This window comes from Bosea sp. Tri-49, assembly GCF_003952665.1.
Lineage (GTDB): Bacteria > Pseudomonadota > Alphaproteobacteria > Rhizobiales > Beijerinckiaceae > Allobosea.
Window position 1 is genome coordinate 4771164 of record NZ_CP017946.1, and the last position, 21812, is coordinate 4792975.

Consider the following 21812-nt stretch of genomic DNA (forward strand, 5'->3'; position numbering starts at 1 on the left):
GATTCTCGGGTCGGCGCTGCGCGCCGCCCGAGAATGACGGCGGGCTATCACACTCGCTTCAGCCCCCACGGATAAGGCGCCGAGCCCGGCAGCATGCCGGTCAGGCCCTTGCGATAGGCTGTCTTGATCACGAACTGGCCGAGCGGGATGGTGGCGCATTCCTCGAGCGCCAGCCGCCCGAGCGCGACCGCGACCTGCTTCTGCTTGGCCTCGTCGGGCGCGTAGAGCCATTCTTCGGCCATCTCCTCGGCCTTGGCGTTGGTCCACCAGCCGAACCAGCCCTTCTCGCCAGGGCCGCGCACAAGGTTGGACAGGGCCGGGTTGCCCCAGCCGACCGCTGCGCCGGTGGTGTGGAAGATGCTCCAGCCGCCCTTCTCGACCGGCTCGCGGCTGTTGCGGCGCTGGATCACCGTGCCCCAGTCGCTCGCCGCCATCTCGACATTCATGCCCATCGACTTCAGCAGCTCGTAGGTGACGTCGCCGAGCGGGCCGATATCGGGGAAGTCGGTGGGGTTGATGATGACGACCTTCTCGCCCTTGTAGCCGGAGTCCTTCAGCGCTGCCTTAGCCTTGTCGAGGCTCTGCGGCATCAGGTCCTCGAGCTCGCCGGTGTAATAGGGCGTGCCGCGCCACCACAGGTTCCGGCAGACCTGCCAGGCTGTGGTGTCGTCGCCCTGCGACGCCCGCATGTAGTCTTCCTGGTTGACCGCGAGGCGGACCGCGGCACGCACCTTCGGGTTGTTGAAGGGCGGCTGTAGGTGGTTCAGCCGCATGATCGAGCCGCGGCCGTTCTTGTCGATGACCTCGCGGACGACGTCCGGGCTCCGGGCCAGCAGCGGCTGCAGGTCGGCGAGCGGGCGCTCCCACCAATCGATCTCGCCCTTGGTCAGCGCCGCGGCGGCGGTCGCTGGATCGGGCAGGATCGGCCATTCGATCCGCTTGAAATGCGCGACCTTGCCGCCGGCATTGCGGCTGGGCGGCTCGCTGCGCGGCTTGTAGGCCTCGTTCTTCTCGTAGACGACGCGGCTGCCCGAGACATATTCGCTGGCGACGAACTTGTAGGGGCCCGAGCCGGTCATCTCGGTGACCTGCTTGGTCGCCTCGGTCTTGGCCAGGCGCTCGGGCATGACGAAGGGCGGATTGTCCGCCTTGGCCATGCAGTCGAGCATCATCGGGAAGGGCCGGGTCAGCTTGATCTCGATGGTGCGCTCGTCCGGCGCGCCCCAGGCCTCGACGGCCTTGATCAGGAGCTGGCCGTAGGGGTCGCGCTGGCACCAGCGCTTCAGGCTCTCGATGCAGTCGGCCGAGCGGACCGGCTGGCCGTCATGGAAGGCGAGGCCCTCGCGCAGCTTGATCTTCCAGACCTTGCCGTCGGCGGAGATCTCGTGGCCCTCGGCCATTTGCGGCTGCGGCTTCAGGTCGAGATCGCCGCCATAGAGGGTGTCGTAGACGTAGTAGCCGTGATTGTTGGTCACGGTCGCCGTCGTCCAGATCGGATCGAGCGAGGTGAGGTTGGCTTGTGGCGCCATCTTGAGCACGGTTGCGCTCGGCGCTTGCGCCATCGCCTCCCGAGCGAGCGCTGGAGCGAACAGGGCGGCGGCGGCCGTGCCCTGCAGGAACTGACGACGCTTCATATGGTCTCTCCCCTTTTATGGTTGGATCGTGCGGCTACAAACTGCGGTCGTCCTGCTGTTGTGGCTTGGAAAGTTGCGTGCTTCGACTAGTCGAAGCCGAGGAAATTCGGGCTGTCCGCGAGCCTCGGCGCGGCCTTCAGCTTGGCGATGTCGGGCACGGGGCGCGCCGTCAGCGGATCGCTCGCCAAGAGTGACTCGAGCGCTGCCGCGACCGCAAGCACCTTGGCGTCACCGCCGCGCGGGCCGACGATCTGCAGGCCGAAGGGCATGCCGTTGCGATCGAGCCCGACCGGCAGCGAGATCGCGGGATGGCCGACGATCGTCACCGCATAGGCCATGGCGAGCCAGTGGAAATAGGTGCGCGTCGGCTTGCCGTCGATCTCGGCGGGATAGAGCTCCGACCAGGGCCGCGGGGAGAGCGTCATCGCGGGCGAAAGGATGACGTCGTAGCGGTCGAAGAAGCGCTGCCACTCATGGTAGAGCACCGTCTGCTGCTTCAGCGCCCGGGTGATGTCGAGCGCGCTGTAGCGGAGGCCTTCCTCGACATTGGCGCGGACATTGGGGCCGACCTTGTCGGACGTGTCGCGTACACGCTCATATTGCCCGGCGAGGAAGTTGACGGCGCGCAGCACCTCAAAGCTCTCGTCGGTGCCGGCGCAATTGGGCGTTGCCTCATCCGCCCGGCCGAAGACCTTACTGAAGCGGCCTACCTTGTCGGCGAAGACCTCGCGGATGTGCTTTTCGGTCGGCGCGAAGCCGAAATCCGGGGTGAGGGCCACCTTGAGCGAAGCGAGATCGCAGTGGTCCGGTTGGGCGAAGTCCTCGCGCCTTCTCACCTGCTTGCCATGGATCGTGGTCGCCAGCGGATCGACGCCGTCGTCGCTGACCATGGTCGAGAGCAGCAGGCAGAGATCGGGCACGGTGCGCGCCATCGGGCCTAGCACCGAGAGCGGATTCCAGCCGAGCGCGCGCTTGTCGCTCGGCACCAGCCCCGGCGACGGCCGGAAGCCGACGATGCCGTTGAAGGCTGCGGGATTGCGCAGCGAGCCGCCGGTGTCCGAGCCGGTGGCGATTGGCACCATATTGGTCGCCAGCGCGACGCCGGAGCCGCCGGAGGAGCCGGCGGCCGAGCGCGAGGGATCGAACGGGTTGCCGGTGACGCCGTAGACGGCGTTGCGGGTGTTGGCGCCGGCGCCCCATTCAGGGGTGTTGGTCTTGCCGACGATGACGGCGCCGGCCTTCCGCACTGAGGCGACGATGCCCTGGTCCTTCGTCGGCACATGCTCGGCAAAGAGCGGGCTGCCATAGGTGGTGCGCAGGCCGGCGACGTCCTCGAGATCCTTGATGCCGATCGGCAGGCCGTGCAGCGCCGGCAGCTCGTCGCCGCGCATGGTAGCAGCGTCGGCGGCCTTCGCCGTCGCCCGCGCCCGCTCGTCGTCGCGCGCGACCATGGCGTTGACGGCAGGGTCGACCGCGTCGATCTGGGCCAGGCAACTTTCGAGCAGTTCGGTGGCGGAGAGCTTCTTTTCGCCGATCAGGCGGCGGGCGGTGACGGCATCGAGATCGCAGGGTTCGGTCACGGCAAAAGGCTCCGGCAGTCAGCGCGGGCCCGTCTCGGTCCGCACTGCCAGTCGAAGCGGCCTCAGCCGCCGCGTCAACCCTCGCCGGGTTGAGTCCCGGCCCGCGTTCGCCTCAGATGTGCAGGGCGTGGCCGAGCGCTTTGAGCGCCGATTCCTGGAAGGCCTCGCCCAATGTGGGATGGGCGTGGATGGTGCCGGCGATGTCCTCGAGCCTTGCCCCCATCTCGATGGCGAGGCCGAAAGCGGCGGAAAGCTCCGAGACTCCCTGCCCGACCGCCTGGATGCCGAGGACAAGATGGTTGTCGGCCCGGGCGATGACGCGGATGAATCCGGCCTCGCCATGGCGGGTCATGGCCCGGCCATTGGCCTGGAAGGGGAACTGGCCGATCTTGGTCTCGAAGCCGGCGCTTTTGGCTTCTGCCGGCGAGAGGCCGGCAGAAACGATCTCGGGATCGGTGAAGCAGATCGCCGGGATCGCGGCTTTGTCCCAGACCCGCAGCTCGCCGGCGACGATCTCGGCGACCATCTCGCCCTGCGCTATGGCGCGGTGCGCCAGCATCGGCTCGCCGGTGACGTCGCCGATGGCGTAGATGCCGCGCATCGAGGTGTCGCAACGCTCGCCGATGCGGATGAAGCGGCCGTCCATGTCGAGCACGAGCTCTTCCAAGCCGAGCTTGCTCGTCGCGGGGGCACGGCCGACCGTGACCAGGATCTTGTCGGCCGGCAGCTCATGCTCCTTGCCGTCTGCCGTCTCGATGCGCAGGCCGTCACCCTTGGCGGTGGACCCGAGCGCCTTGGCGCCGAGCAGAACCTCGACGCCGAGCGCCGACAGGCTCTTGGCCACCGGCGCGGTCAATTCGGCATCGTAGAGCGGCAGGATCTTGTCCTGCGCCTCGACCACGGTGACCTTGCTGCCGAGCTTGGCGAAAGCGGTGCCGAGCTCGAGCCCGATATAGCCGCCGCCGACCACGACGAGGCGCTTGGGCAATTCGGTCAGCGCGAGCGCGCCGGTCGAGGAGATGACGTTGCCGCCAAAGGGCAGGAAGGGCAATTCGACCGGAAGGGAGCCGGTTGCGATCACGATCGTCTCGGCCTTGATCACCTTCGGGCCGGTCTCGGTCTCGACTGCGACGGTCTTGCCATCACGGAAGCGGGCCTGGCCGTGGACGATCTTGACCTTGGCCTTGCGCAGCAGGCCGGCGACGCCGTTGTTGAGACGCTGGACGATTCCGTCTTTCCAGGCGACGGCCTGCTTCAGGTCGAGCTTCGGCTCGGCCGCGGTCAGGCCGAAGGGCGTCTTGCCGGCAGCGGCGTGGGCGGCCTTCTCGAACTCCTCGGCGACATGGATCATCGCCTTGGAGGGGATGCAGCCGACATTGAGGCAGCTGCCCCCGAGCTTGCCGCTCTCGACGATGACGGTGTCGATGCCGAGCTGGCCGGCGCGGATGGCGCAGACATAGCCGCCGGGACCGGCGCCGATGACGAGCAGCTTGCAGGTGATCTCGGTCATGGCTTTCTCCCGCCGCTCACATATCCACGAACAGCGTCGCCGGCGTCTCCAGCAGCTCTTTCAGCCGCTGCACGAAGACCGCCGCGTCCCAGCCGTCGATGACGCGGTGGTCGAAACTGGAGGAGAGGTTCATCATCTTGCGCGGCACGAAGGTGGTGCCGTCCCAGACCGGGCGAACCATCATCTTGTTGACGCCGACGATCGCGACCTCGGGATGGTTGATCACCGGGGTGGTAGCGATACCGCCGAGCGCCCCGAGCGAGGTGATGGTGATGGTCGAGCCCGTAAGCTCGTCGCGGGTCGCCGAGCCGTCGCGTGCCCGCTCGGCGAGGCGCGAGAGCTCGATGGCGCAGCCCCAGAGGTCGCGCGCCTCGGCATGCTTGACGACCGGGACCATCAGGCCGGAGGGAGCCTGCGTCGCGATGCCGATATGGATGCCGGCATGCTGGTGGACGATGCCGGCCTCGTCGTCATAGAGCGCATTGAGGCCGGGTTGTTCGCCCAGCGCCTTGACCATTGCCCGCATCAGGAAGGGCAGTAGCGTCAGTTTCGGCCGCTCGGCCGTCGGCTTCTTGTTGAGCGCGGCGCGCAGGTCTTCGAGAGCGGAGACATCGACTTCTTCGACAATCGTGATGTGCGGGATGCGCGATTTCGACAGCGCCATCTTCTCGGCGATGCGGCGGCGCAGGCCGACGACCTTGACGTCGGTGACCGCAGTCTTCGGCGCTAGTCTGCCCGCGACCGGTGCCTCCGGCCCGCGCTGGATGAAGGCGTCGATATCCTCATGGGTGACGCGGCCGGCCGGGCCGGAGCCCTGGACCTGGCGCAGGTCGATGCCGGCCTCACGTGCCTTCAGGCGAACGGCCGGTGATGCCAGTGGCTTTTCGCCGACGGGGCGGCGCGGGCCGGGCGTGGCGAGGATCGGCGCCGGGCGCGCGGGAGCCGCAGCCGGCTTCGGGGTCGGCATAGGCTTTGGGGCGGGCTCCGATATCGGCGCGGGCTCCGGCGTTGCTGCAACAGCCGGCTTTGCCTTCGGTGCTTCGGCCGGTGTCTCGATCTCCGCCGGTTCCTCGGCGGCAGCGCTGCCCCCGGCAACCTTGAGCTTCACCAGAGCCGAGCCGATCGCGACGGTGTCGCCGATCTCGGCGCCGACCCAGGTGACCTCGCCTTCGACCGGCGAGGGGATTTCGACAGTCGCCTTGTCGGTCATCACCGCGGCGATCAGGTCGTCCTCGCGGACGATGTCGCCGACCTTGACGTGCCACTCGACCAGCTCCGCCTCGGCGATGCCCTCGCCGACATCCGGCAGCTTGATGATGCGCTCGGCCATCAGCGGCTCTCCATGATCTCGCGCAGCGCGGCGCCGACGCGGCCGGGGCCGGGGAAATAGGCCCATTCCTGGGCGTGCGGGTAGGGCGTGTCCCAGCCGGTGACGCGCACGACCGGCGCCTCCAGATGGTAGAAGCAGTGCTGCTGCACCAGTGCGGCCAGCTCCGCACCGAACCCGGAGGTCAGCGTCGCTTCGTGCAGGACGATGCAGCGGCCGGTCTTCGAAACCGAGGCGACGATCGCATCGAGATCGAGCGGCACCAGGGTGCGCAGGTCGATGATCTCGGCATCGATCCCGGTCTCCTCGGTGGCGGCCTGCGCGACATGCACCATGGTGCCGTAGGTGACGATGGTGACGGCCTGACCCTCGCGCCGGATCGCCGCCTTGCCGAGCGGGATGGTGTAATGTCCCTCGTCGACCTCGCCGAGCTCATGCTTCGACCAGGGCGTGACCGGACGGTCGTGATGGCCGTCGAAGGGGCCGTTATAGAGCCGCTTCGGCTCGAGGAAGATCACCGGATCGGGGTCCTCGATCGCAGCGATCAGCAAACCCTTGGCGTCACGTGGATTGGACGGCACCACCGTCTTCAGGCCGGCGACGTGGGTGAACAGAGCCTCGGGGCTCTGGCTATGGGTCTGGCCGCCGAAGATGCCGCCGCCGGTTGGCATCCGGATCACCAAGGGGCAGGTGAAATCGCCGGCCGAGCGGTAGCGCAGGCGCGCCGCCTCGGAGACGATCTGGTCATAGGCCGGATACATGTAGTCGGCGAACTGGATCTCGACGCAGGGGCGAAGGCCGTAAGCCGCCATGCCGACCGCGGTGCCGACGATGCCGAGCTCGCTGATCGGCGCATCGAAGCAGCGGTTGACGCCGTATTTCTGCTGGAGGCCGTGGGTGCAGCGGAAGACGCCGCCGAAGAAGCCGACGTCCTCGCCATAGACGACGACATTGTCGTCGCGACCCATCGAGACGTCGAGGGCCGAGCGGATCGCCTCGATCATGGTCATGCGGGCCATGGTTCAGACTCCGATCTGCTGGCGCTGGCGGCGCAGATGCGGCGGCAGCTCGGCATAGACGTCCTCGAACATGTCGCGCGAGGAGGGCTTGCCGCCGGCGTGCAGCGTGCCGAAGCTCTCCGCTTCCTTCTGCGCGGCGATCACGGTCGCCAGGATCTCGGCCTCGGTCTGCTTGTGGCGCTCCTCCGACCAAGCGCCGATCCCGATCAGGTGCTGCTTCAGCCGGACGACCGGGTCGCCGAGCGGCCAGTCGTCGGATTCGTGCTTGGGCCGGTAGGCGGAAGGATCGTCCGAGGTCGAATGCGCGCCGGCGCGGTAGGTGACGTATTCGACCAGGGTGGGCCCGAGATTGCGGCGGGCGCGCTCGATCGCCCATTGCGCCACGGCATAGGTCGCGAGGTAGTCATTGCCGTCGACGCGCAGCGCCGGGATGCCGAAGCCGAGGCCGCGGGCGGCGAAGGTGCCGGAGCCGCCACGGGCGATGCCCTGGAAGGTCGAGATCGCCCACTGGTTGTTGACGACGTTGAGGACGACCGGGGCCTTGTAGGTCGAAGCGAAGACGAGCGCGGCGTGGAAATCCGATTCCGCCGTCGAGCCGTCGCCAACCCAGGCGGCGGCGATCTTGTTGTCGCCCTTGATCGCCGAGGCCATCGCCCAGCCCACCGCCTGGATGTACTGGGTGGTGAGGTTGCCCGAGATCGAGAAGAAGCCGTTCTCCTTGGAGGAGTACATCACCGGCAATTGCCGGCCCTTCATCGGGTCGCGCTCGTTCGAGTAGATCTGGCACATCATCTCGACGAGCGGGTAGTCATGCGCGATCAGCAGCCCGGCCTGGCGATAGGTCGGGAAGTTCATATCGCCCTTGCCGAGCGCGATGCGGAAGGCGCAGCTCACCGCCTCCTCGCCGGTGTGCTGCATGTAGAACGAGGTCTTGCCCTGGCGCTGGGCCATCTGCATGCGGGCATCGAAGGCGCGCAGCGTCAGCATATGGCGCAGGCCCCGGATCAGGTCGTCCTTGGAGAGATCGGGCACCCAGGGCCCGACCGCCTCGCCCTCGCGGTCGAGGACGCGGATGATCGAATAGGCGAGGTCGCGGATCTCGCGGGGATCGATATCGACCGGCGGACGCTGAACCGAGCCCGCTTTTGGGATCACGACATGCGAGAAATCAGGCTTTTCGCCAGGGCGACTGGCCGGAACGGGGACGTGGAACCGAAGCGGTGAGGGGTCTGTCATGTCCGCGCTCCCTAGGCTCTCGCTTTGCCCAGCATTCCGCCATGCGGCCATTGCCGCAAGGCATGTCTGCGGGGGCGTCTGTCGAGCCGCCGTCGTTATTCGAGCATGTTAGGGTGGCGCATCGTCGATTTCTTGCCGAAGTAGCCTTGAGATTCGGCCATGATCAGAGGATTATTCTGCCATCTCGACATTTGGCGGAAAATTCGATCGATGGCAGTCAAAGCGCGGCGCGGCGAGGAGATCGACCAGATCGACCGGCGCATCCTCTCGGCCCTGAACGAGGATGGCCGGCTGACGATCAATGCGCTGGCCGAGAAGGTCGGTCTCTCACCCTCGCCGTGCTGGACGCGGGTGAAACGGCTCGAGGAGAGCGGCGCGATCGAGAAATATGTCGCGGTGCTGAACCACCGCGCGCTCGGGCTCGACAACGTCGTCTTCATCGAGATCACGCTCGACAAGCATGACGACAAGCTGCTTGACCGCTTCGGCGAGGCGCTGGCGCGGATTCCCGAGGTGGTCGAGGCCTATCTCGTCACCGGCGACTACGACTATCTGGTCAAGGCCGTGGTCAGCGGCACCGAGCACTATGAGCGCTTCCTGCGCGAGAAAATCTACCGCCTGCCGGGGATGCGGCAATCGCGCACGACCTTTGGCCTGCGCGCGCTGAAGCGGGCGATCTCGGTCGATCCGCTGCAGATCGCGCCGGTGTGAGCAGACTTACGCCGGCACCGAGATCGCCATGCCGTCGCGTTGCGGGTCGGCGCCGCCGGTCGCAAGTCCGTCCTCGATCTTGACGCCATGGAGCGCGGCGAAGGGATAGCTCTGGGCCGAGCGCTTCACATCATAGCCCTTGGCCTTGAGCTCGGCCTCGACGCTGCGACGGATGCGGTTGCTGATGTCGATCGAATTGGAGACGCCCATGACGCGCGGCGCCGCCACCGCCTCCAGCATCGACATCTCGAAATCGATGACGTTCATGATGCCCTGCGCCATCGCCGGGGCGATATAGCTGCCGCCCGGCGCGCCCATGACGATGAAGGGCTTGTCGTCCTTGAAGACGATGGTCGGCGCGGCCGAGGAAGAGCGGCGCTTGCCGGGCGCGATCGAACCGGCGCGGCCGGGGCGCGGGTCGAAGCGGCTCATCGTGCCGTTGTAGATGAAGCCGAGCCCTTCCGTGATCGCGCCGGACGGGCTGCCGAGCGTATGGGTCAAAGCGACCGCGTTGCCGTGGCGGTCGACCACCGTGACATGGGTGGTCTCGCGCTGGGAGGAGCGTTCCAGCCGCTTCACATCGGCGCGCTCGCCGCGGCGGATGCTCTGCGCCTGCTCCGCAGCATGCTCCTTCGAGATCAGACGCTCGACCGGGACGTCGACATAGGCGGGGTCGCCCATGAACTGGTCCTTGTCGATGGTCATGCGCTTCATCGCCTCGGCGAGCAGGCGGACATGCTCGGAGCCGCCATGGGGCAGAGAGCCGATGTCGAAGGGCTCCAGCATGTTGAGGATCTGCAGCATCGACATGCCGCTCGCCGGCGGCGGCGAGGTCGAGATGCGGTGCCCGCGATAGGAGCCCCAGATCGGCTCGGCGATGGAGAGCTCGTAGTGGGCGAGATCCTCGCGCGAGATCAGTCCGCCATGCCCTGTGAAGTCGGCAGCGATCTCCTCGGCGAGTTCGCCATGGTAGAACAGGTCGGCGCCGCCTTTGGCTAGCCGTTCCAGCGTGTTGGCCATGTCGGTGTTGACGATCACGTCGCCAGGGCGCTTGGCACTGCCATCAGGGCGGAAATAGAGGCGTTTGCCGGTCGCGCTGTAGCGCAATTTGTCCGATGTGTTGACCTGGCCGGAGCCGCTCTGATCCTGCGTCCAGAACCAGTGCATGTGTGGGCGCACCAGCACGCCTTCGCGTGCCTGTTTGATCGCCGGGGCCATGACATCCGCCCAGTCCATCGTGCCGAAGCGTGAGAGCACATGGTCGTAGCCCTTGACGCTGCCTGGCGTGCAGACGGCGAGATGGCCGAACTCGTTGATGCCGCCCTCGAGCAGGAAGGCGAAGCCGTCGCGCGACTGGCCGCGCAGCTTGTCCTGCCACATGTCCGGCTTCGCCGAATAGGAGGCGCGGGCGTAGAACTCGACGATCTCATGGACGCCCTTGCCGGGCATGTAGAGCTGCATCGAGCCGAAGCCGCCTATGCCCGACATCAGCGGATCGACCACACCCTGCATGAAGGCGCAGGCGATTGCCGCATCGATCGCATTGCCGCCGCGCTCCAGCACGGCCGCGCCGGCTTCGACGGCTTCCGGTTGCGGGGCGACGATCATTCCGTTCTTCATGCCGGAGGCCTCATTCCCGATAGTGGTTCACGCCGTCTCGGCCAGTCGCCAGAACAGGCGGACGCCGCCATCCTGCGTGCTCTCCAGGCCGGGCACGGCCGAGAGCAGCTTGCGGGTATAGTCGTGCTGGGGCGCGTCGAAGATCTGGTCGCGCGTGCCTTCCTCGACGATGCGGCCCTCATGCATGACGATGACGCGGTCCGAGACCTGCTCGACCACGCCGAGATCATGGCTGATGAACAGGCAGGAGAAGCCGTGCTTGCGCTGCAATTCGGCGAAGAGCTCCAGCACCTGAGCGCGCACGGTCACGTCAAGGGCCGAGACCGGCTCGTCGGCGATGACGAAACTCGGCCGGCGGATGATGGCGCGGGCGATGGCGACGCGCTGGCGCTGGCCGCCGGAGAGCTCATGCGGATAGCGCTCGGCAAAGCCGTCGCCGAGCCCGACCTCGCTCAGCACCTCGGCGAGCCGCGATTTCTTCTCGGCCGCCCCCATGCCCTTGACCAGCCGCAAGGGCTCACCGACGAGCTCGCCGATGGTCATGCGCGGATCGAGCGAGGAATACGGGTCCTGGAAGACCATCTGGCAGTTCAGCCGATAGTCCCAATAGGCGGTCTCGCTCTTCGCAATCGGTTTGCCGTTGAACAGGATCGCGCCCTCGCTGGGCTTGATCAGCCCGGCGATGGCGTGGCCGAGTGTGGTCTTGCCCGAGCCCGAGCCGCCGACGACCGAGACGACCTCGCCGGGTTTCACCGACAGGCTGATGCCGTGCAGCGCGCGCTTGGGTTGTTCCTTGCGGAAGAAGCCCTGGCGGCCACCATAGTCGACGACGAGGTCGTTGACCGCGACGAGTGGCGTGCCCGCCTCCGGCACCTCGCGCGCCGGCTCGCGATGCGGCATCGCCGCCAGCAGCTTGCGGGTATAGGGGTGCTGCGGGCGAGCGAGGATATCCTCGCTGTTGCCATGTTCGACGACGTCGCCCTGGCACATCACGACGATGCGGCTGCAATAGCGCGCGACCATGCCGAGATCATGCGAGATCAGCAGCACGGCGGTGCCGTTCTCCTTGGTCAGGTCGACCATCAGTTCCATGACGTCGCGCTGGACGACGGCGTCGAGCGCCGTGGTCGGCTCGTCGGCGAGCAGCAAGGCCGGCTTCAGCAGCATCACCGAGGCCAGCATGATGCGCTGGCGCATGCCGCCGGAATACTGGTGCGGATAGGCGTTGAAGGCGCCCTCGGGATCGCGGATGCCGACGCGGCGGAGCATGTCGAGGATGAGCTCGCGCCGGCCGTTGGCATCGAGCTTGCGATGCAGCGCGAGGCCCTCTTCGAGCTGCCGCCCGATCAGCATGGACGGGTTGAGCGAGGTCATCGGCTCCTGGAAGACCATGCCGACCTTGGCGCCGCGGATCGCCCGCAGGCGCTTTTGCGCCATGGTCGTGACCTCCTCGCCGTCGAAGCGGATCGAGCCGGAGATCAGGCGCACCGCCGGCGGGATGAAGCCCATCACGGCGCGGGCGGCGAGCGTCTTGCCCGAGCCGGATTCGCCGACGATGCCGACGATCTCGCCGGGCGACACCGAGAAGCTGACATCGTTGACGACGGTGCGGCCGCTTGCGCCGATCCGTAGCGTCAGGCCTTCGACCTCAAGCAGTGGCTTGGTGGTGGAGGTCATCGCGCACCCCTCATCCGCGGATCGAGCTTGTCGCGCAGCGCATCGCCGAGCAGGTTGATGCCGAGCAGGGTCAGCGAGATGGCGAGGCCCGGGAAGATGCCGAGCCAGACGGCCTGGCCGATATAGGGGCGTGAGCCCGCCAGCATGTTGCCCCAGGTCGGCGCCGGTGGCGGCACGCCGAGGCCGAGGAAGGAGAGCGAGCTCTCGGCCAGCAGCACCCAGCCGAACATCGAGGTCGCCAGCACGGTGAGCGGCGCGATGCAGTTCGGCAGGATGTGGCGCAGCATGGTGAAGCCCTCGGAATTGCCCATCACTCGCGAGGCCGAGATGAACTCGCGCTCGCGCAGCGAGAGCACGGTGCCGCGCACGATTCGGGCGACCGATGGCGCATAGGCGATGCCGAGCGCCAGGATGATGCCATATTTGTTGGCGCCGACCACGGCGAGCAGGCCGAGCGCCAGGAGGATGCCGGGGAAGGCGAGCAGCGCGTCGTTGAAGGCCATGATGGTGCGGTCGACCCAGCCGCGGACATAGCCGGAGAACAGGCCGATCACCGTGCCGAGCGAGACGGCGAGCGCGACGGTCAGCAGGCTGATCCAGACTGATGTGGCGGCGCCCGCCATCAGCCGCGAGAGCACATCGCGACCGAACTCGTCGGTGCCGAGCCAATGCATCGCCGAGGGCGCCGCGAGCTTGGCCCGGAAGGAGAGCCGCAAGGGGTCATAGGGCGTCCAGAGCGCGCTGACCGAAGCGACGATGGCGAGGAAGCCGATCAGCGTGCCGCCGACCAGGGCGTTGGGAGCTGGCAGTCTCATTGCGCCGTCACCCTCGGATCGAAGATCGGATAGCAGAGGTCGATCACGAGATTGACCAGCACATAGGTGAAGGCGACGAAGAGCATGCAGCCCTGGATCACCGGATAGTCGCGGGCGAAGATCGAATCGACCAGCAGGCGGCCGAGGCCGGGGATGGTAAAGACCGTCTCGACCACCGCGATGCCGCCGAGCAGGTTGCCGAGGACGAGACCGATCAGCGTCCAGGTCGGACCAAAGGCATTCTTGAAGGCGTGGTTCCAGAGCACGGCGCTCTCGGTCAGGCCCTTGGCTCTGGCATGGGTGATGTAGTCGAGCCTGAGCACCTCCAGCGTCGAGGCGCGCGCCATCCGCAGGATCACGCCGATCTCATGCAGGAACAGCGTCAAGATCGGCATGACCAGATAGAGGATGCCGGCCAACGGGTTCTCGGCGATCGAGACATAGCCGACCACCGGCAGCCATTCGAGCTTCAGCCCGAAGAAGAGCAGCAGCAGCAGACCGAGCCAGAAGGTCGGGATCGAGAGCAGCAGCGTCGCGACGGCGACGAGCGAGAGATCGAGCGAGGTGTCCTGCTTCCAGGCGGCGAGCACGCCGGCCGGCACCGCCACCAGGCTCGCCAGCAGCACCGCGACCAGCACGATCTGCGCCGAGATCCAGAAGCGCTGCAGGATCAGCGGCAGCACCGCCTGTTGCGAGTTGATCGACTGGCCGAGATCGCCCTTGAGCAGGTTGCCGAACCAGATGCCGAACTGGACCGGCACGCTCTGGTCGAGACCGAGCCTCGCCTGCAGGTCGGCGATCGAGGCCGGAGTCGCCAGGTCGCCCAGCATCAGCGAGGCCGGGTCGCCCGGAATCAGTCGGATCAACCCGAAGACCGAGACCGACACGATCAACAGTGTCGGCACAGACATCAGAATGCGCGTCAGCGCAAAGCGCAGCATCGGTTTCCTCCCGGTGTGCGGACGATACGGGCGGGATCAGTTCGCCAGCGTCACTTCCCACATGCGCAGCTTCGACTGCCACGGCTTGAAGCCCTGGACGCGCTTGGCGTGAGCGATGATGTCGAGGCCGTTGAAGGCGAAGATCATCGGGACTTCGTCGATGACACGCTTGTGCAGCTCGTCGACGATCTTCTGGCGTTCGGCCCGGTCGGAGGTCACGTAGAGCTTATCGATCTGCTTTTGCGCCTCCGGATTGTCCCAGGCCTTGCGCGGCTGCTTGTCCTTCGGTCCCGAGAACTGCTCGAAGGCGATCGCCGGGTCGAAGCGGGCCGAGAAGGAGAAGGACTGCATCTGGTAGTTGCCCTTGTTGAAGCGGTCGAGCTGGGTCGCCCAGTCGAGCACCTCGATCTCCGCGTTGACGCCGACGGCCTGCAGCATCTGCTGCGCCACCACCGCGGCTGGGAAGCTCGGAACGACCGGACGCTTGTTGGCGAGGATGATGATCTTCTCGCCCTTGTAGCCGGCCTCCTGCAGCAGCTTCTTGGCGTGGGCCGCATCGTAGCTGTGGCCCTTCTTCTCGACCTCGCCGAAATAGCTCGAGCCGGAGTAGATCGGCGAGGTGTTGGGTTTGCCGAGGTCGTTGTAGAAGGATGCGACGATCTCATCCATGTCGAGAGAAGCGGCGATCGCCTGGCGCAGCTTCTGGTTGCCCATGACCGCATCCTTGGTCTGGATCAGGAAGACGTGGCGGACGGCGTTCGGCTCAACCGCGACGGCAAGCTTCGGGTTCTTCCGCAACTCGACGGCGTCGCTTGGCAGGATATCAGCCATATCCAGCGCGCCTGAGACCAGGCCGGCCTTGACCGTCGCTGGGTCTTTGACGATCAGGAATTTCACGTCCTTGAGCAGCGGCCGCTTGGAGCCGACATAGCCATCGCGTTGACTGCCCGATGGCGATTTGTAGCCCTCGAAGGCGGTCATGGTGAAATACTCGCCGCGCTTCCATTCGCCGAACTTATAGGGGCCGGTGCCGATCGGCTTGTCCCAGGACCCGTCGGCCTTGACCGAATCCTTGTGCAGGATCGCGGTCATGGCGCAGTCGGTGCGGGCGAGCGTGTCGAGGAAGAGCGCGTTGGGCTTCTCGATCTGCATCACCACGGTGCGCGCGTCGGGCGCCGTCACGGACTCGACCTTGAGGCCGGAGCGGCCGTCGAATTCCGAAGTGCAGCGCCAGTCGGTCTTGGCGTCCATGTAGCGGGTCCAGTTCCACAGCACGTCGGCCGAGGAGAGCTCGGCGCCGTTGTGGAACTTCACGCCCTGGCGCAGCGTGAAGGTGTAGGTCTTGCCGTCGGCGGAGAGATCGACCTTCTCGGCCAGAAGCGGCGTCGCGACGCCGCCCTCATTGTAGCCGACGAGGCCTTCGACCAGCTGCAGCGCGAAATCGTCGGTGTTGTCGTCGCGGTTGACGCCGGGATTGTTGCTGCGGATATCGGCGGCGACCGCAACGGTGATGGATTGGGCCATGGCCGGCGCGGCGAGCGCGGCGGTAGCGATGAGAGCGGCGGCCGGCGCAAAAAGATACTTCATCTCGGTCCCCTGTCGTTTTTTCGTTTGTCGTTGTGATCGTCAGGCCGCCGCGTCCGCGACGGTTCAATTGGCGAGGCTGACCTCCCAGAGCCGCGGCTTCCCGGCAACCCAGGGCGCGAAGCCGCTTAGCCGCTTGGAGACGGCGGACGTGTCGACCTGGTTGTAGAGGAAGATCAGCGGCGCATCGGCCAGCATCAGCTTGTGCAGCTCGTCGAACAGCTTCTGGCGTTCGCCCTCATCGGCGGTGATGGTCGCCTTCTCGATCAGCTCGTCGGCGCGCCGGCTGTCCCAGGCCTTGGACGGGTAGGTGTCCTTGGGGCCGCTGAACTGGTTGTAGCTCTGGGCCGGATCGATGCGGGCGGAATAGCTGAAGGACATCATCTGGTAGTTGCCCTTGCTGTAGCGGTCGAGCTGCGTCGCCCATTCCAGCACTTCGATCTCGCTGTTGATGCCGGCTGCCTGCAGCATGGCCTGTGCCATGATCGCGACCGGGAAGCTCGGCACGGTCGAGCGCTTGTTGGCGATCAGCTTGATCGTCTGGCCCTTGTAGCCGGCCTCTGAGAGCAGCGTCTTCACGCGCGCCGGGTCGTGGCGGTAACGCTGGCGCTGGACCTCGCTGTAATAGGGTGAGCTGACATAGACCGCGGAGTTGTTGGTGTTGCCGAGCTCGTTCGAGGCCTGAGCGACGAGTTCGTCGAGATCGAGCGCAGCCGCGATCGCCTGGCGCATCCTGACATCGCCGAGCAACGGATCGCGGGTCTGGAGAAGCAAAGCGTGCTTGGTCGCGCTGGGGGCGCTCAGCACCTGCAGATTCGGGACCTTCCTCATCTCCGGCATGTCGGCATCGGGAATATCCGCGACATGCAGCGCGCCGGAGATCAGCCCGGCCTTGACGGTCGCGCCGTCGGCGATGGCGAGGAATTTGACCTCCGGCACCAGGGCATTCTTGCGGCCGACATAGCCGTCGCGCTTGTCGCCGGCCGGCGAGACGTAAGCATCGAAACGCTTCAGCGAGACGAACTCGCCGCGGCGCCAGTCGCCGAGCATGAAGGGGCCGGTGCCGATTGGCTTGTCGAAGGAGCCGTCCTGCTTCAGCGAGTCCTTATGGATGATGGCGACCATGGCACAGTCGGTGCGCGCCATGGTGTCGAGGAAGAGCGCGCTCGGCTTCTCCAGCGTCATCACGAAGGTCGAGGGGTCGGGCGCGGCGACACCGGTCACCTTCATGCCGATGCGGCCGTCGAACTCGCTGCGGCAGCGCCAGTCGGTCTTGGGTTCCATGTAGCGGGCCCAGTTCCAGACGACGTCGGCCGAGGTCATCTCGGCGCCGTTGTGGAACTTGACGCCCTTGCGCAGGCTGAACGTGTAGGTCAGCCCGTCCGCGGAGACGGCGATCTTCTCCGCCAGCAATGGCGCGACCGCGCCGTTCTCGCGATAGCCGACCAAGCCCTCGACCATATGCAGGACGACGGCGTCGGTATTGTCGTCGCGGTTGACGCCCGGATTGGTCGAGCGGATGTCGGCATTGAGCGCGACATTGATCGTTTGCGCCGCAGCGGGACTTGCGAGAGCAAGCAGGGCGAAGGCGGAGGCGAGCTGGCGGTTCATTGTCGTTCCCCTCGTTGTCCGTCTTCCCGGTCCTGGCGGGTCAGGCCGCCTTGGCCGCGCCGGTGCGGCGCTTGGCGAGGGCATCCGCGAAGAAGTCCTCCACCCGCGAGACGGCTTTCAGCCCGTCATGCGGCATGTTCGGCACCAGGTCGAAACGCACTGTGATGCCGTGCTCCTCGAAATTCCGGCGCAAGGTGTCGAGCCGTTCCGGGCGGTTCGCACCGGCATGGTTGGCGTCCGGCATCCAGCTGGCGTTGCCGGGCTGGTGGGTGATCTCCCAGGTCTCGAGATCGGCGGCGCCGACGATCATCTGGACCGGGACCTGGCGCATCGCCTCGATATCGGGGGCGGTGCCGAAGAGCTCGGCCATGTTGCGGGTGCCGACCCACCAGTCGCGGGTCGGGTCGAGCAGGGTCACCGAGCCCGGCGCGCCGATTGAAGCAGCCCAGAGCTTCTTGGGCTGCAGCATCAGGAAGCGGTGGGTGAAATGGCCGCCGCCGGAATAGCCGAACAAAGCGAAACGGTCGAAGCGCAGGCCGTAATGCTGGGCGACCTCCTCGACCATGGCGAGCAGGATGTGGTCGTAGCGGACCTCACCCTCGCGCATGTATTTGAAGCCGTTGCGATTGCCGTCGCCCATCACGCCGATCGGGAAGAGCGGGGCGAGGATAATGCAGTTGTTCCAGCGGCCGAAGGCCTCGAAGGCGTCGCGATAGCCGGTGAAGCCACGGCCGGTGCCGTGCATGGCGACGACGAGCTCAGGCGCCTGGCCGCCCTTGCCGAGGCTCTTCGGCACATAGAGGCAATAGCTGAAGCGCGGATCGGCCTTGCAGGCGGTGACCGGGGTCGGACCGAGATCGTAGAGCGCGCGGGCGATCGCTGCCGCATCGTCCTGCTTGGCCTGGCTTGCGACGGGAGCAGTCATGCGGCGTTTCCTGATTGGTTATAAGATTGGCGCCAATTTTGTTGCATGATATGATCGGCGCTGCAAGTCGGATTCAACAGGGGCAGTGTCGGCTGTGCGCGATGCGCTTGAACCTGTTCACAAGCATCGTTGAAATGCTCTAGAGACCCATCATGGCCACCCGCCCCAAGACCCAGCGCGCCAAGGGCGAACTCGCCAACGAGATTGCCCGGGCGATCCATGGCCGCGCCTATCGGCCGGGCGAGTGGCTGCGGCAGATCGATCTCGAAGATGCATTCCAGGCGACGCGCTTCGACGTCCGCGCCGCGCTTGACGAACTCGCGGTGCGCAAGACGATCGAGCATGTGCCCAATCGCGGCTATCGGGTGGCCGAGATCGATATCGCCACCTATCGCGCGATCCGCGACACCCGCATCATCCTGGAGAGTGCTGCGTCCCGCCTCGTGATCGACAGGATGGACGATGACGTGATCGCCAGGCTCGATGCGCTTGCCCATGAATTCAGCGAGGCGGTGCGGAGCGGGACGCGTCCGCAGCAGAGCGAGATCAACCGCGCCTTCCATAGCCTGATCTACGCCCATTGCGGCAATCCGGTGCTGGCCGAGACGATCTGGAGCCTGCGCGATCGCTCGCGCGGATCGGCGGTCACGGTCTGGGCCTCGCATCAGGCCCTGCTCGCCAGCGACGCCGACCACCATGCCATGGTCGCGGCGATCCGCGCCGGGGACCGCGAGCGCCTCGCGGAACTCACCGCCCATCACATCATCAAGGATTTGATAGAGGTTAACGGCGCCGCTTAATCCGCGACTGTGACCTCCCAGAGCCGCGGCTTCGACAGGATCGAGGATTTGTAGCCCTTGATCCGCTTGCCATAGGCGCCAGCGTCGATGCCGTTATAGAGCATCACCATCGGCACCTCGGTGATGAAGCGCTGGTGCAGTTCGTCGAACAGCTTCTGGCGCTCGGCCTTGTCCGAGACGACCATCGACTTGTCGAGCAGCGCCTGCGCCTCGGGATTATCCCAGACCTTGCGCGGCTGGGTCGCCTTCGGGCCGGTCACGGATTCGAACGACAGCGCGGGATCGAGCCTTGCCGAATAGGGGAAGGCCTGGAGCTGGTAATTGCCCTTGGAATAGCGGTCGAGCTGCGTCGCCCATTCGAGCACCTCGATCTGGACGTTGATGCCGGCGGCCTGCAGCATCTGCTGCGAGACCACGGCGGCGTCGAAGCTCTGCGGGTAGCGCTTGTTGGCGAGCATCACCAAGGGTTCGCCCTTGTAGCCGGCTTCCGCGAGCAGCTTCTTCGCGGCGGCGAGGTCGTGCTTGTAACCCTTGGCCTGGACCGCATCGTAATAGGACGACAGCGCCGGCACGATCGAGTTGTTGCGCTTGCCGAGCCCGTCGGTGACCTGCGCAACCAGCTCCTCGGTGTCGATCGCCGCTGCGATCGCCTGGCGCAGCTTGACGTTGGCGAGGAGCGGATCGCGGGTCTGCAGGAGAATGCCGACCAGGCCCATATTCTGCGAGATTGAAAGCTCGACGCGCTTGTCCTTTTTGAGTTCCTTGACCTCGGCATTGGCGACGTCGGGGACGATGTCGATATCGCCGCGCAGCAGCGCCGCCTTGGCGGTCGCGCCGTCCGGGATGACCATGAAGCGAACTTCGTCGACGAGTGGGCGCTTGCCGCCGGTATAGCCGTCCGGCGCGCCGGGCAGGCTGGCATAGGCCTCGTTGCGCGTCAGGCGGACGAACTCGCCGCGCTTCCATTCGGTGAGCTTGTAAGGGCCGGTGCCGATCGGCTTGTCGAAGGAGCCGTCGGCCTTGAGCGAATCCTTATGCAGGATCGCGGTCATCGCGCAGTCGGTGCGGGCGATGTTGGCGAGGAAGAGCGAGCTCGGCTTGTCGAGCTTGAAGACGACAGTCGCCGGATCGGGCGCAGTGACCTCCTCGACCTTGGCGCGGCCGCGGCCGTCGAACTCCGACAGGCAGCGCCAGTCGATCTTCGGGTCGATATAGCGGTTCCAGCTCCAGACCACGTCGGCGGAGGTGAGCTCGGCGCCGTTGTGGAACTTCACACCCTTGCGCAGGGTGAATGTGTAGCTCAGCCCATCCGGCGAGACCGCGACCTTCTCAGCCAGAAGCGGCTTGACCTCGGAGTCCTCGCCATAGGCGACGAGGCCCTCGACGATGTGCAGGACGACCGAGTCGGTGTTGTCGTCGCGGTTGACGCCGGGATTGATGCTGCGGATGTCGGCATTGAGGTGCACCCGCAGCGTTGCGGCCGCGGCCGGCAAGGCGGCGGCGGTCGCAAGACCCAATCCGGCGAGGGCGAGGGAAAGGCGGCGTCGGCTGTGCATCGGCTGGTTCCCCTTGTCTTATGGTTTTGGCTTGGATGCTGTCGTTGCCGCCTTATTCGGCGGCTTGCGCCAGCGTCATTGGTTCGTCGGTGAGGCTGTAGCGGGTGAAAATGCGGTTGAGGGCTGGCAGCGGCGCGACTTCCATCGTGCCCTTGGCCGGCTGCATGATCACCATCGAGACGGTGGCCGAGAGATTGCCGGTATCGTTCGGCCGCGGCGGCCGGCAGACCGAATGCGGGGTCAGGAAATCGTCGAAGAAGGCTTCTTTCAGATCATCGACCGTGAGCTTGCGGCCGGCGTCGTTCAGCAGCTTCCGGACGCGCCAGTCGCGGTAGAAGCTCTCGGGCACGCGCGGGGTGCCGGTGTCGGTGATCTTGGTCAGCGCGACCTGTCCGACCCAATGGTTGGCGTGAACGATCAGCCCGTCCTCGGGATAGAGCGGGAAGGCGGCGTCGGGCGCGCACTCGAAGTCGATGCCGAAGCCGGCGACGGTCGAGAGCATCATGTTGTTCGAGCAGGCCTTTGGAGTCGTCGCGACCGCCTTGATCGCGAAGGCGAAATGCTCCTGCTCCAGCACCTTGCGGCGGATCAAGGCGAGCGGCACACCAACTTGCGTGAAGTCGCGCTCGCTTTCGAGATAATTGGCGGTGATCGAGATGCCGGCCGCATTCATGCCGCAGCGGGCAAGGCCGCCGGCCTCGACGAAGGTCAGGAAATCCGGGCCGTCGTCGCGGCGTACGCGCAGCACGATCGCCGTCTCCGCGCATTCGGCCTTCCAGTCCCAGTTCTGGCCGTGGATCAATTCGCCCGAGGCGCTGCGCTCGGGCAGGATGATCGCGCCGGTGCAGCCGTCGTCGAGCTCTTCCTCCGCCCCGACCGGCTTGCTCTTTTCCAGCTTGGCCTTGGCGATCACCTCGGTGCGGGCATTGATCATGATGACGTCTTCGAGCGCGACCCCGGCACCATCCGCGATGCCGCGCATCTCCTCGATGTAATGCTTACCGAAGGCCTCGATCTCGCGGGCGAATTCGCCGATCAGTCGCGACTTTGCGGCGGTGTCATAGCCGAGCTCGCCGAGCTGGCTGCCATAAAGCTCGATCGAGCGCTTGACGCGCTTGGGGACCGCCTGACCATGCTGGCGACCGCGCTCATAGGGCGTGCCCGAGACATCGACGAAGGGAAAGGGCTCGACCATGACCGGATCTCCGCGGTTCGCGCTGGCGCTGTGTCTGGCTATAATGTATTTCATTTTGAACTAAGACAATC

17 protein-coding genes are annotated in these 21812 nt (G+C 66.2%); 2 read left to right on the top strand and 15 right to left on the bottom strand.

Features of this window, described 5'->3' with window-relative positions; genetic code table 11:
- Positions 1-47 precede the first annotated feature (47 nt).
- The 6 genes from BLM15_RS23100 to BLM15_RS23125 form a co-directional block, all read right to left on the bottom strand.
- Positions 48-1634, bottom strand: coding sequence for an ABC transporter substrate-binding protein (locus BLM15_RS23100; protein WP_126114957.1), 1587 nt, complete (start codon positions 1632-1634; stop codon positions 48-50).
- Positions 1635-1720: 86 nt separating this feature from the next.
- The gene (locus BLM15_RS23105; RefSeq protein ID WP_126114958.1) at positions 1721-3214 is read right to left on the bottom strand and encodes an amidase; all 1494 of its coding nucleotides are present in this window, start codon (positions 3212-3214) and stop codon (positions 1721-1723) included.
- 112 nt (positions 3215-3326) lie between these two features.
- A complete protein-coding gene (gene lpdA, locus BLM15_RS23110) occupies positions 3327-4724 on the bottom strand; it encodes a dihydrolipoyl dehydrogenase (protein WP_126114959.1) in 1398 nt (465 codons plus the stop codon).
- 16 nt (positions 4725-4740) lie between these two features.
- The gene (locus BLM15_RS23115) at positions 4741-6054 is read right to left on the bottom strand and encodes a dihydrolipoamide acetyltransferase family protein (RefSeq protein WP_126114960.1); all 1314 of its coding nucleotides are present in this window, start codon (positions 6052-6054) and stop codon (positions 4741-4743) included.
- A complete protein-coding gene (locus BLM15_RS23120; protein WP_126114961.1) occupies positions 6054-7070 on the bottom strand; it encodes an alpha-ketoacid dehydrogenase subunit beta in 1017 nt (338 codons plus the stop codon). Before BLM15_RS23120 ends, BLM15_RS23115 begins: the two co-directional genes overlap by 1 nt.
- Positions 7071-7073: 3 nt before the next feature.
- On the bottom strand, positions 7074-8306 hold the full coding sequence (locus BLM15_RS23125) for a 3-methyl-2-oxobutanoate dehydrogenase (2-methylpropanoyl-transferring) subunit alpha (RefSeq protein WP_126114962.1): 1233 nt from the start codon (positions 8304-8306) through the stop codon (positions 7074-7076).
- 210 nt (positions 8307-8516) lie between these two features.
- Here BLM15_RS23125 and BLM15_RS23130 point away from each other — a divergent pair, with 210 nt between their 5' ends.
- Entirely contained in the window at positions 8517-9017 is a 501-nt protein-coding gene (locus tag BLM15_RS23130; RefSeq protein ID WP_126114963.1) for an Lrp/AsnC family transcriptional regulator, read from the top strand.
- A gap of 6 nt (positions 9018-9023) precedes the next feature.
- On the opposite strand, the gene ggt is transcribed toward BLM15_RS23130, so the two are convergent.
- The 7 genes from ggt to BLM15_RS23165 form a co-directional block, all read right to left on the bottom strand.
- Positions 9024-10637 carry a gamma-glutamyltransferase gene (ggt, locus tag BLM15_RS23135; RefSeq protein ID WP_126114964.1) on the bottom strand — a complete coding sequence of 538 codons (1614 nt, stop codon included), beginning with the start codon at positions 10635-10637 and terminating at the stop codon, positions 9024-9026.
- Between the two features lie 27 nt (positions 10638-10664).
- Entirely contained in the window at positions 10665-12314 is a 1650-nt protein-coding gene (locus BLM15_RS23140; protein ID WP_126114965.1) for an ABC transporter ATP-binding protein, read from the bottom strand.
- On the bottom strand, positions 12311-13129 hold the full coding sequence (locus BLM15_RS23145; RefSeq protein ID WP_126114966.1) for an ABC transporter permease: 819 nt from the start codon (positions 13127-13129) through the stop codon (positions 12311-12313). The genes BLM15_RS23140 and BLM15_RS23145 overlap by 4 nt, the downstream gene beginning before the upstream one ends.
- The gene (locus BLM15_RS23150; protein ID WP_126114967.1) at positions 13126-14070 is read right to left on the bottom strand and encodes an ABC transporter permease; all 945 of its coding nucleotides are present in this window, start codon (positions 14068-14070) and stop codon (positions 13126-13128) included. Before BLM15_RS23150 ends, BLM15_RS23145 begins: the two co-directional genes overlap by 4 nt.
- Before the next feature lie 36 nt (positions 14071-14106).
- Complete coding sequence (locus BLM15_RS23155; protein WP_126114968.1) at positions 14107-15657, bottom strand: ABC transporter substrate-binding protein; 1551 nt, start codon at positions 15655-15657, stop codon at positions 14107-14109.
- A gap of 63 nt (positions 15658-15720) precedes the next feature.
- Entirely contained in the window at positions 15721-17265 is a 1545-nt protein-coding gene (locus BLM15_RS23160) for an ABC transporter substrate-binding protein (protein ID WP_126114969.1), read from the bottom strand.
- Positions 17266-17305: 40 nt separating this feature from the next.
- On the bottom strand, positions 17306-18190 hold the full coding sequence (locus BLM15_RS23165; protein WP_126114970.1) for an alpha/beta hydrolase family protein: 885 nt from the start codon (positions 18188-18190) through the stop codon (positions 17306-17308).
- Between the two features lie 152 nt (positions 18191-18342).
- On the opposite strand from BLM15_RS23165, the gene BLM15_RS23170 reads away from it, so the two are divergent.
- Positions 18343-18990, top strand: coding sequence for a GntR family transcriptional regulator (locus BLM15_RS23170; protein ID WP_126114971.1), 648 nt, complete (start codon positions 18343-18345; stop codon positions 18988-18990).
- On the opposite strand, the gene BLM15_RS23175 is transcribed toward BLM15_RS23170, so the two are convergent.
- Both BLM15_RS23175 and BLM15_RS23180 read right to left on the bottom strand, forming a co-directional pair.
- Positions 18987-20546, bottom strand: coding sequence for an ABC transporter substrate-binding protein (locus BLM15_RS23175; protein ID WP_126114972.1), 1560 nt, complete (start codon positions 20544-20546; stop codon positions 18987-18989). The two genes, BLM15_RS23170 and BLM15_RS23175, sit on opposite strands and share 4 nt — an antisense overlap.
- A gap of 52 nt (positions 20547-20598) precedes the next feature.
- Positions 20599-21741, bottom strand: coding sequence for a C45 family autoproteolytic acyltransferase/hydolase (locus BLM15_RS23180; RefSeq protein WP_126114973.1), 1143 nt, complete (start codon positions 21739-21741; stop codon positions 20599-20601).
- Between the last annotated feature and the right edge of the window lie 71 nt (positions 21742-21812).

Excerpts from the sequence above, each read along its gene's own strand:
- BLM15_RS23100 (WP_126114957.1), bottom strand. The coding sequence starts at position 1,634 with ATGAAGCGTCGTCAGTTCCTGCAGGGCACGGCCGCCGCCGCCCTGTTC.
- lpdA (WP_126114959.1), bottom strand. The coding sequence starts at position 4,724 with ATGACCGAGATCACCTGCAAGCTGCTCGTCATCGGCGCCGGTCCCGGC.
- BLM15_RS23115 (WP_126114960.1), bottom strand. The coding sequence starts at position 6,054 with ATGGCCGAGCGCATCATCAAGCTGCCGGATGTCGGCGAGGGCATCGCC.
- BLM15_RS23120 (WP_126114961.1), bottom strand. The coding sequence starts at position 7,070 with ATGGCCCGCATGACCATGATCGAGGCGATCCGCTCGGCCCTCGACGTC.
- BLM15_RS23125 (WP_126114962.1), bottom strand. The coding sequence starts at position 8,306 with ATGACAGACCCCTCACCGCTTCGGTTCCACGTCCCCGTTCCGGCCAGT.
- BLM15_RS23130 (WP_126114963.1), top strand. The coding sequence starts at position 8,517 with ATGGCAGTCAAAGCGCGGCGCGGCGAGGAGATCGACCAGATCGACCGG.
- ggt (WP_126114964.1), bottom strand. The coding sequence starts at position 10,637 with ATGAAGAACGGAATGATCGTCGCCCCGCAACCGGAAGCCGTCGAAGCC.
- BLM15_RS23140 (WP_126114965.1), bottom strand. The coding sequence starts at position 12,314 with ATGACCTCCACCACCAAGCCACTGCTTGAGGTCGAAGGCCTGACGCTA.
- BLM15_RS23145 (WP_126114966.1), bottom strand. The coding sequence starts at position 13,129 with ATGAGACTGCCAGCTCCCAACGCCCTGGTCGGCGGCACGCTGATCGGC.
- BLM15_RS23150 (WP_126114967.1), bottom strand. The coding sequence starts at position 14,070 with ATGCTGCGCTTTGCGCTGACGCGCATTCTGATGTCTGTGCCGACACTG.
- BLM15_RS23155 (WP_126114968.1), bottom strand. The coding sequence starts at position 15,657 with ATGAAGTATCTTTTTGCGCCGGCCGCCGCTCTCATCGCTACCGCCGCG.
- BLM15_RS23160 (WP_126114969.1), bottom strand. The coding sequence starts at position 17,265 with ATGAACCGCCAGCTCGCCTCCGCCTTCGCCCTGCTTGCTCTCGCAAGT.
- BLM15_RS23165 (WP_126114970.1), bottom strand. The coding sequence starts at position 18,190 with ATGACTGCTCCCGTCGCAAGCCAGGCCAAGCAGGACGATGCGGCAGCG.
- BLM15_RS23170 (WP_126114971.1), top strand. The coding sequence starts at position 18,343 with ATGGCCACCCGCCCCAAGACCCAGCGCGCCAAGGGCGAACTCGCCAAC.
- BLM15_RS23175 (WP_126114972.1), bottom strand. The coding sequence starts at position 20,546 with ATGCACAGCCGACGCCGCCTTTCCCTCGCCCTCGCCGGATTGGGTCTT.
- BLM15_RS23180 (WP_126114973.1), bottom strand. The coding sequence starts at position 21,741 with ATGGTCGAGCCCTTTCCCTTCGTCGATGTCTCGGGCACGCCCTATGAG.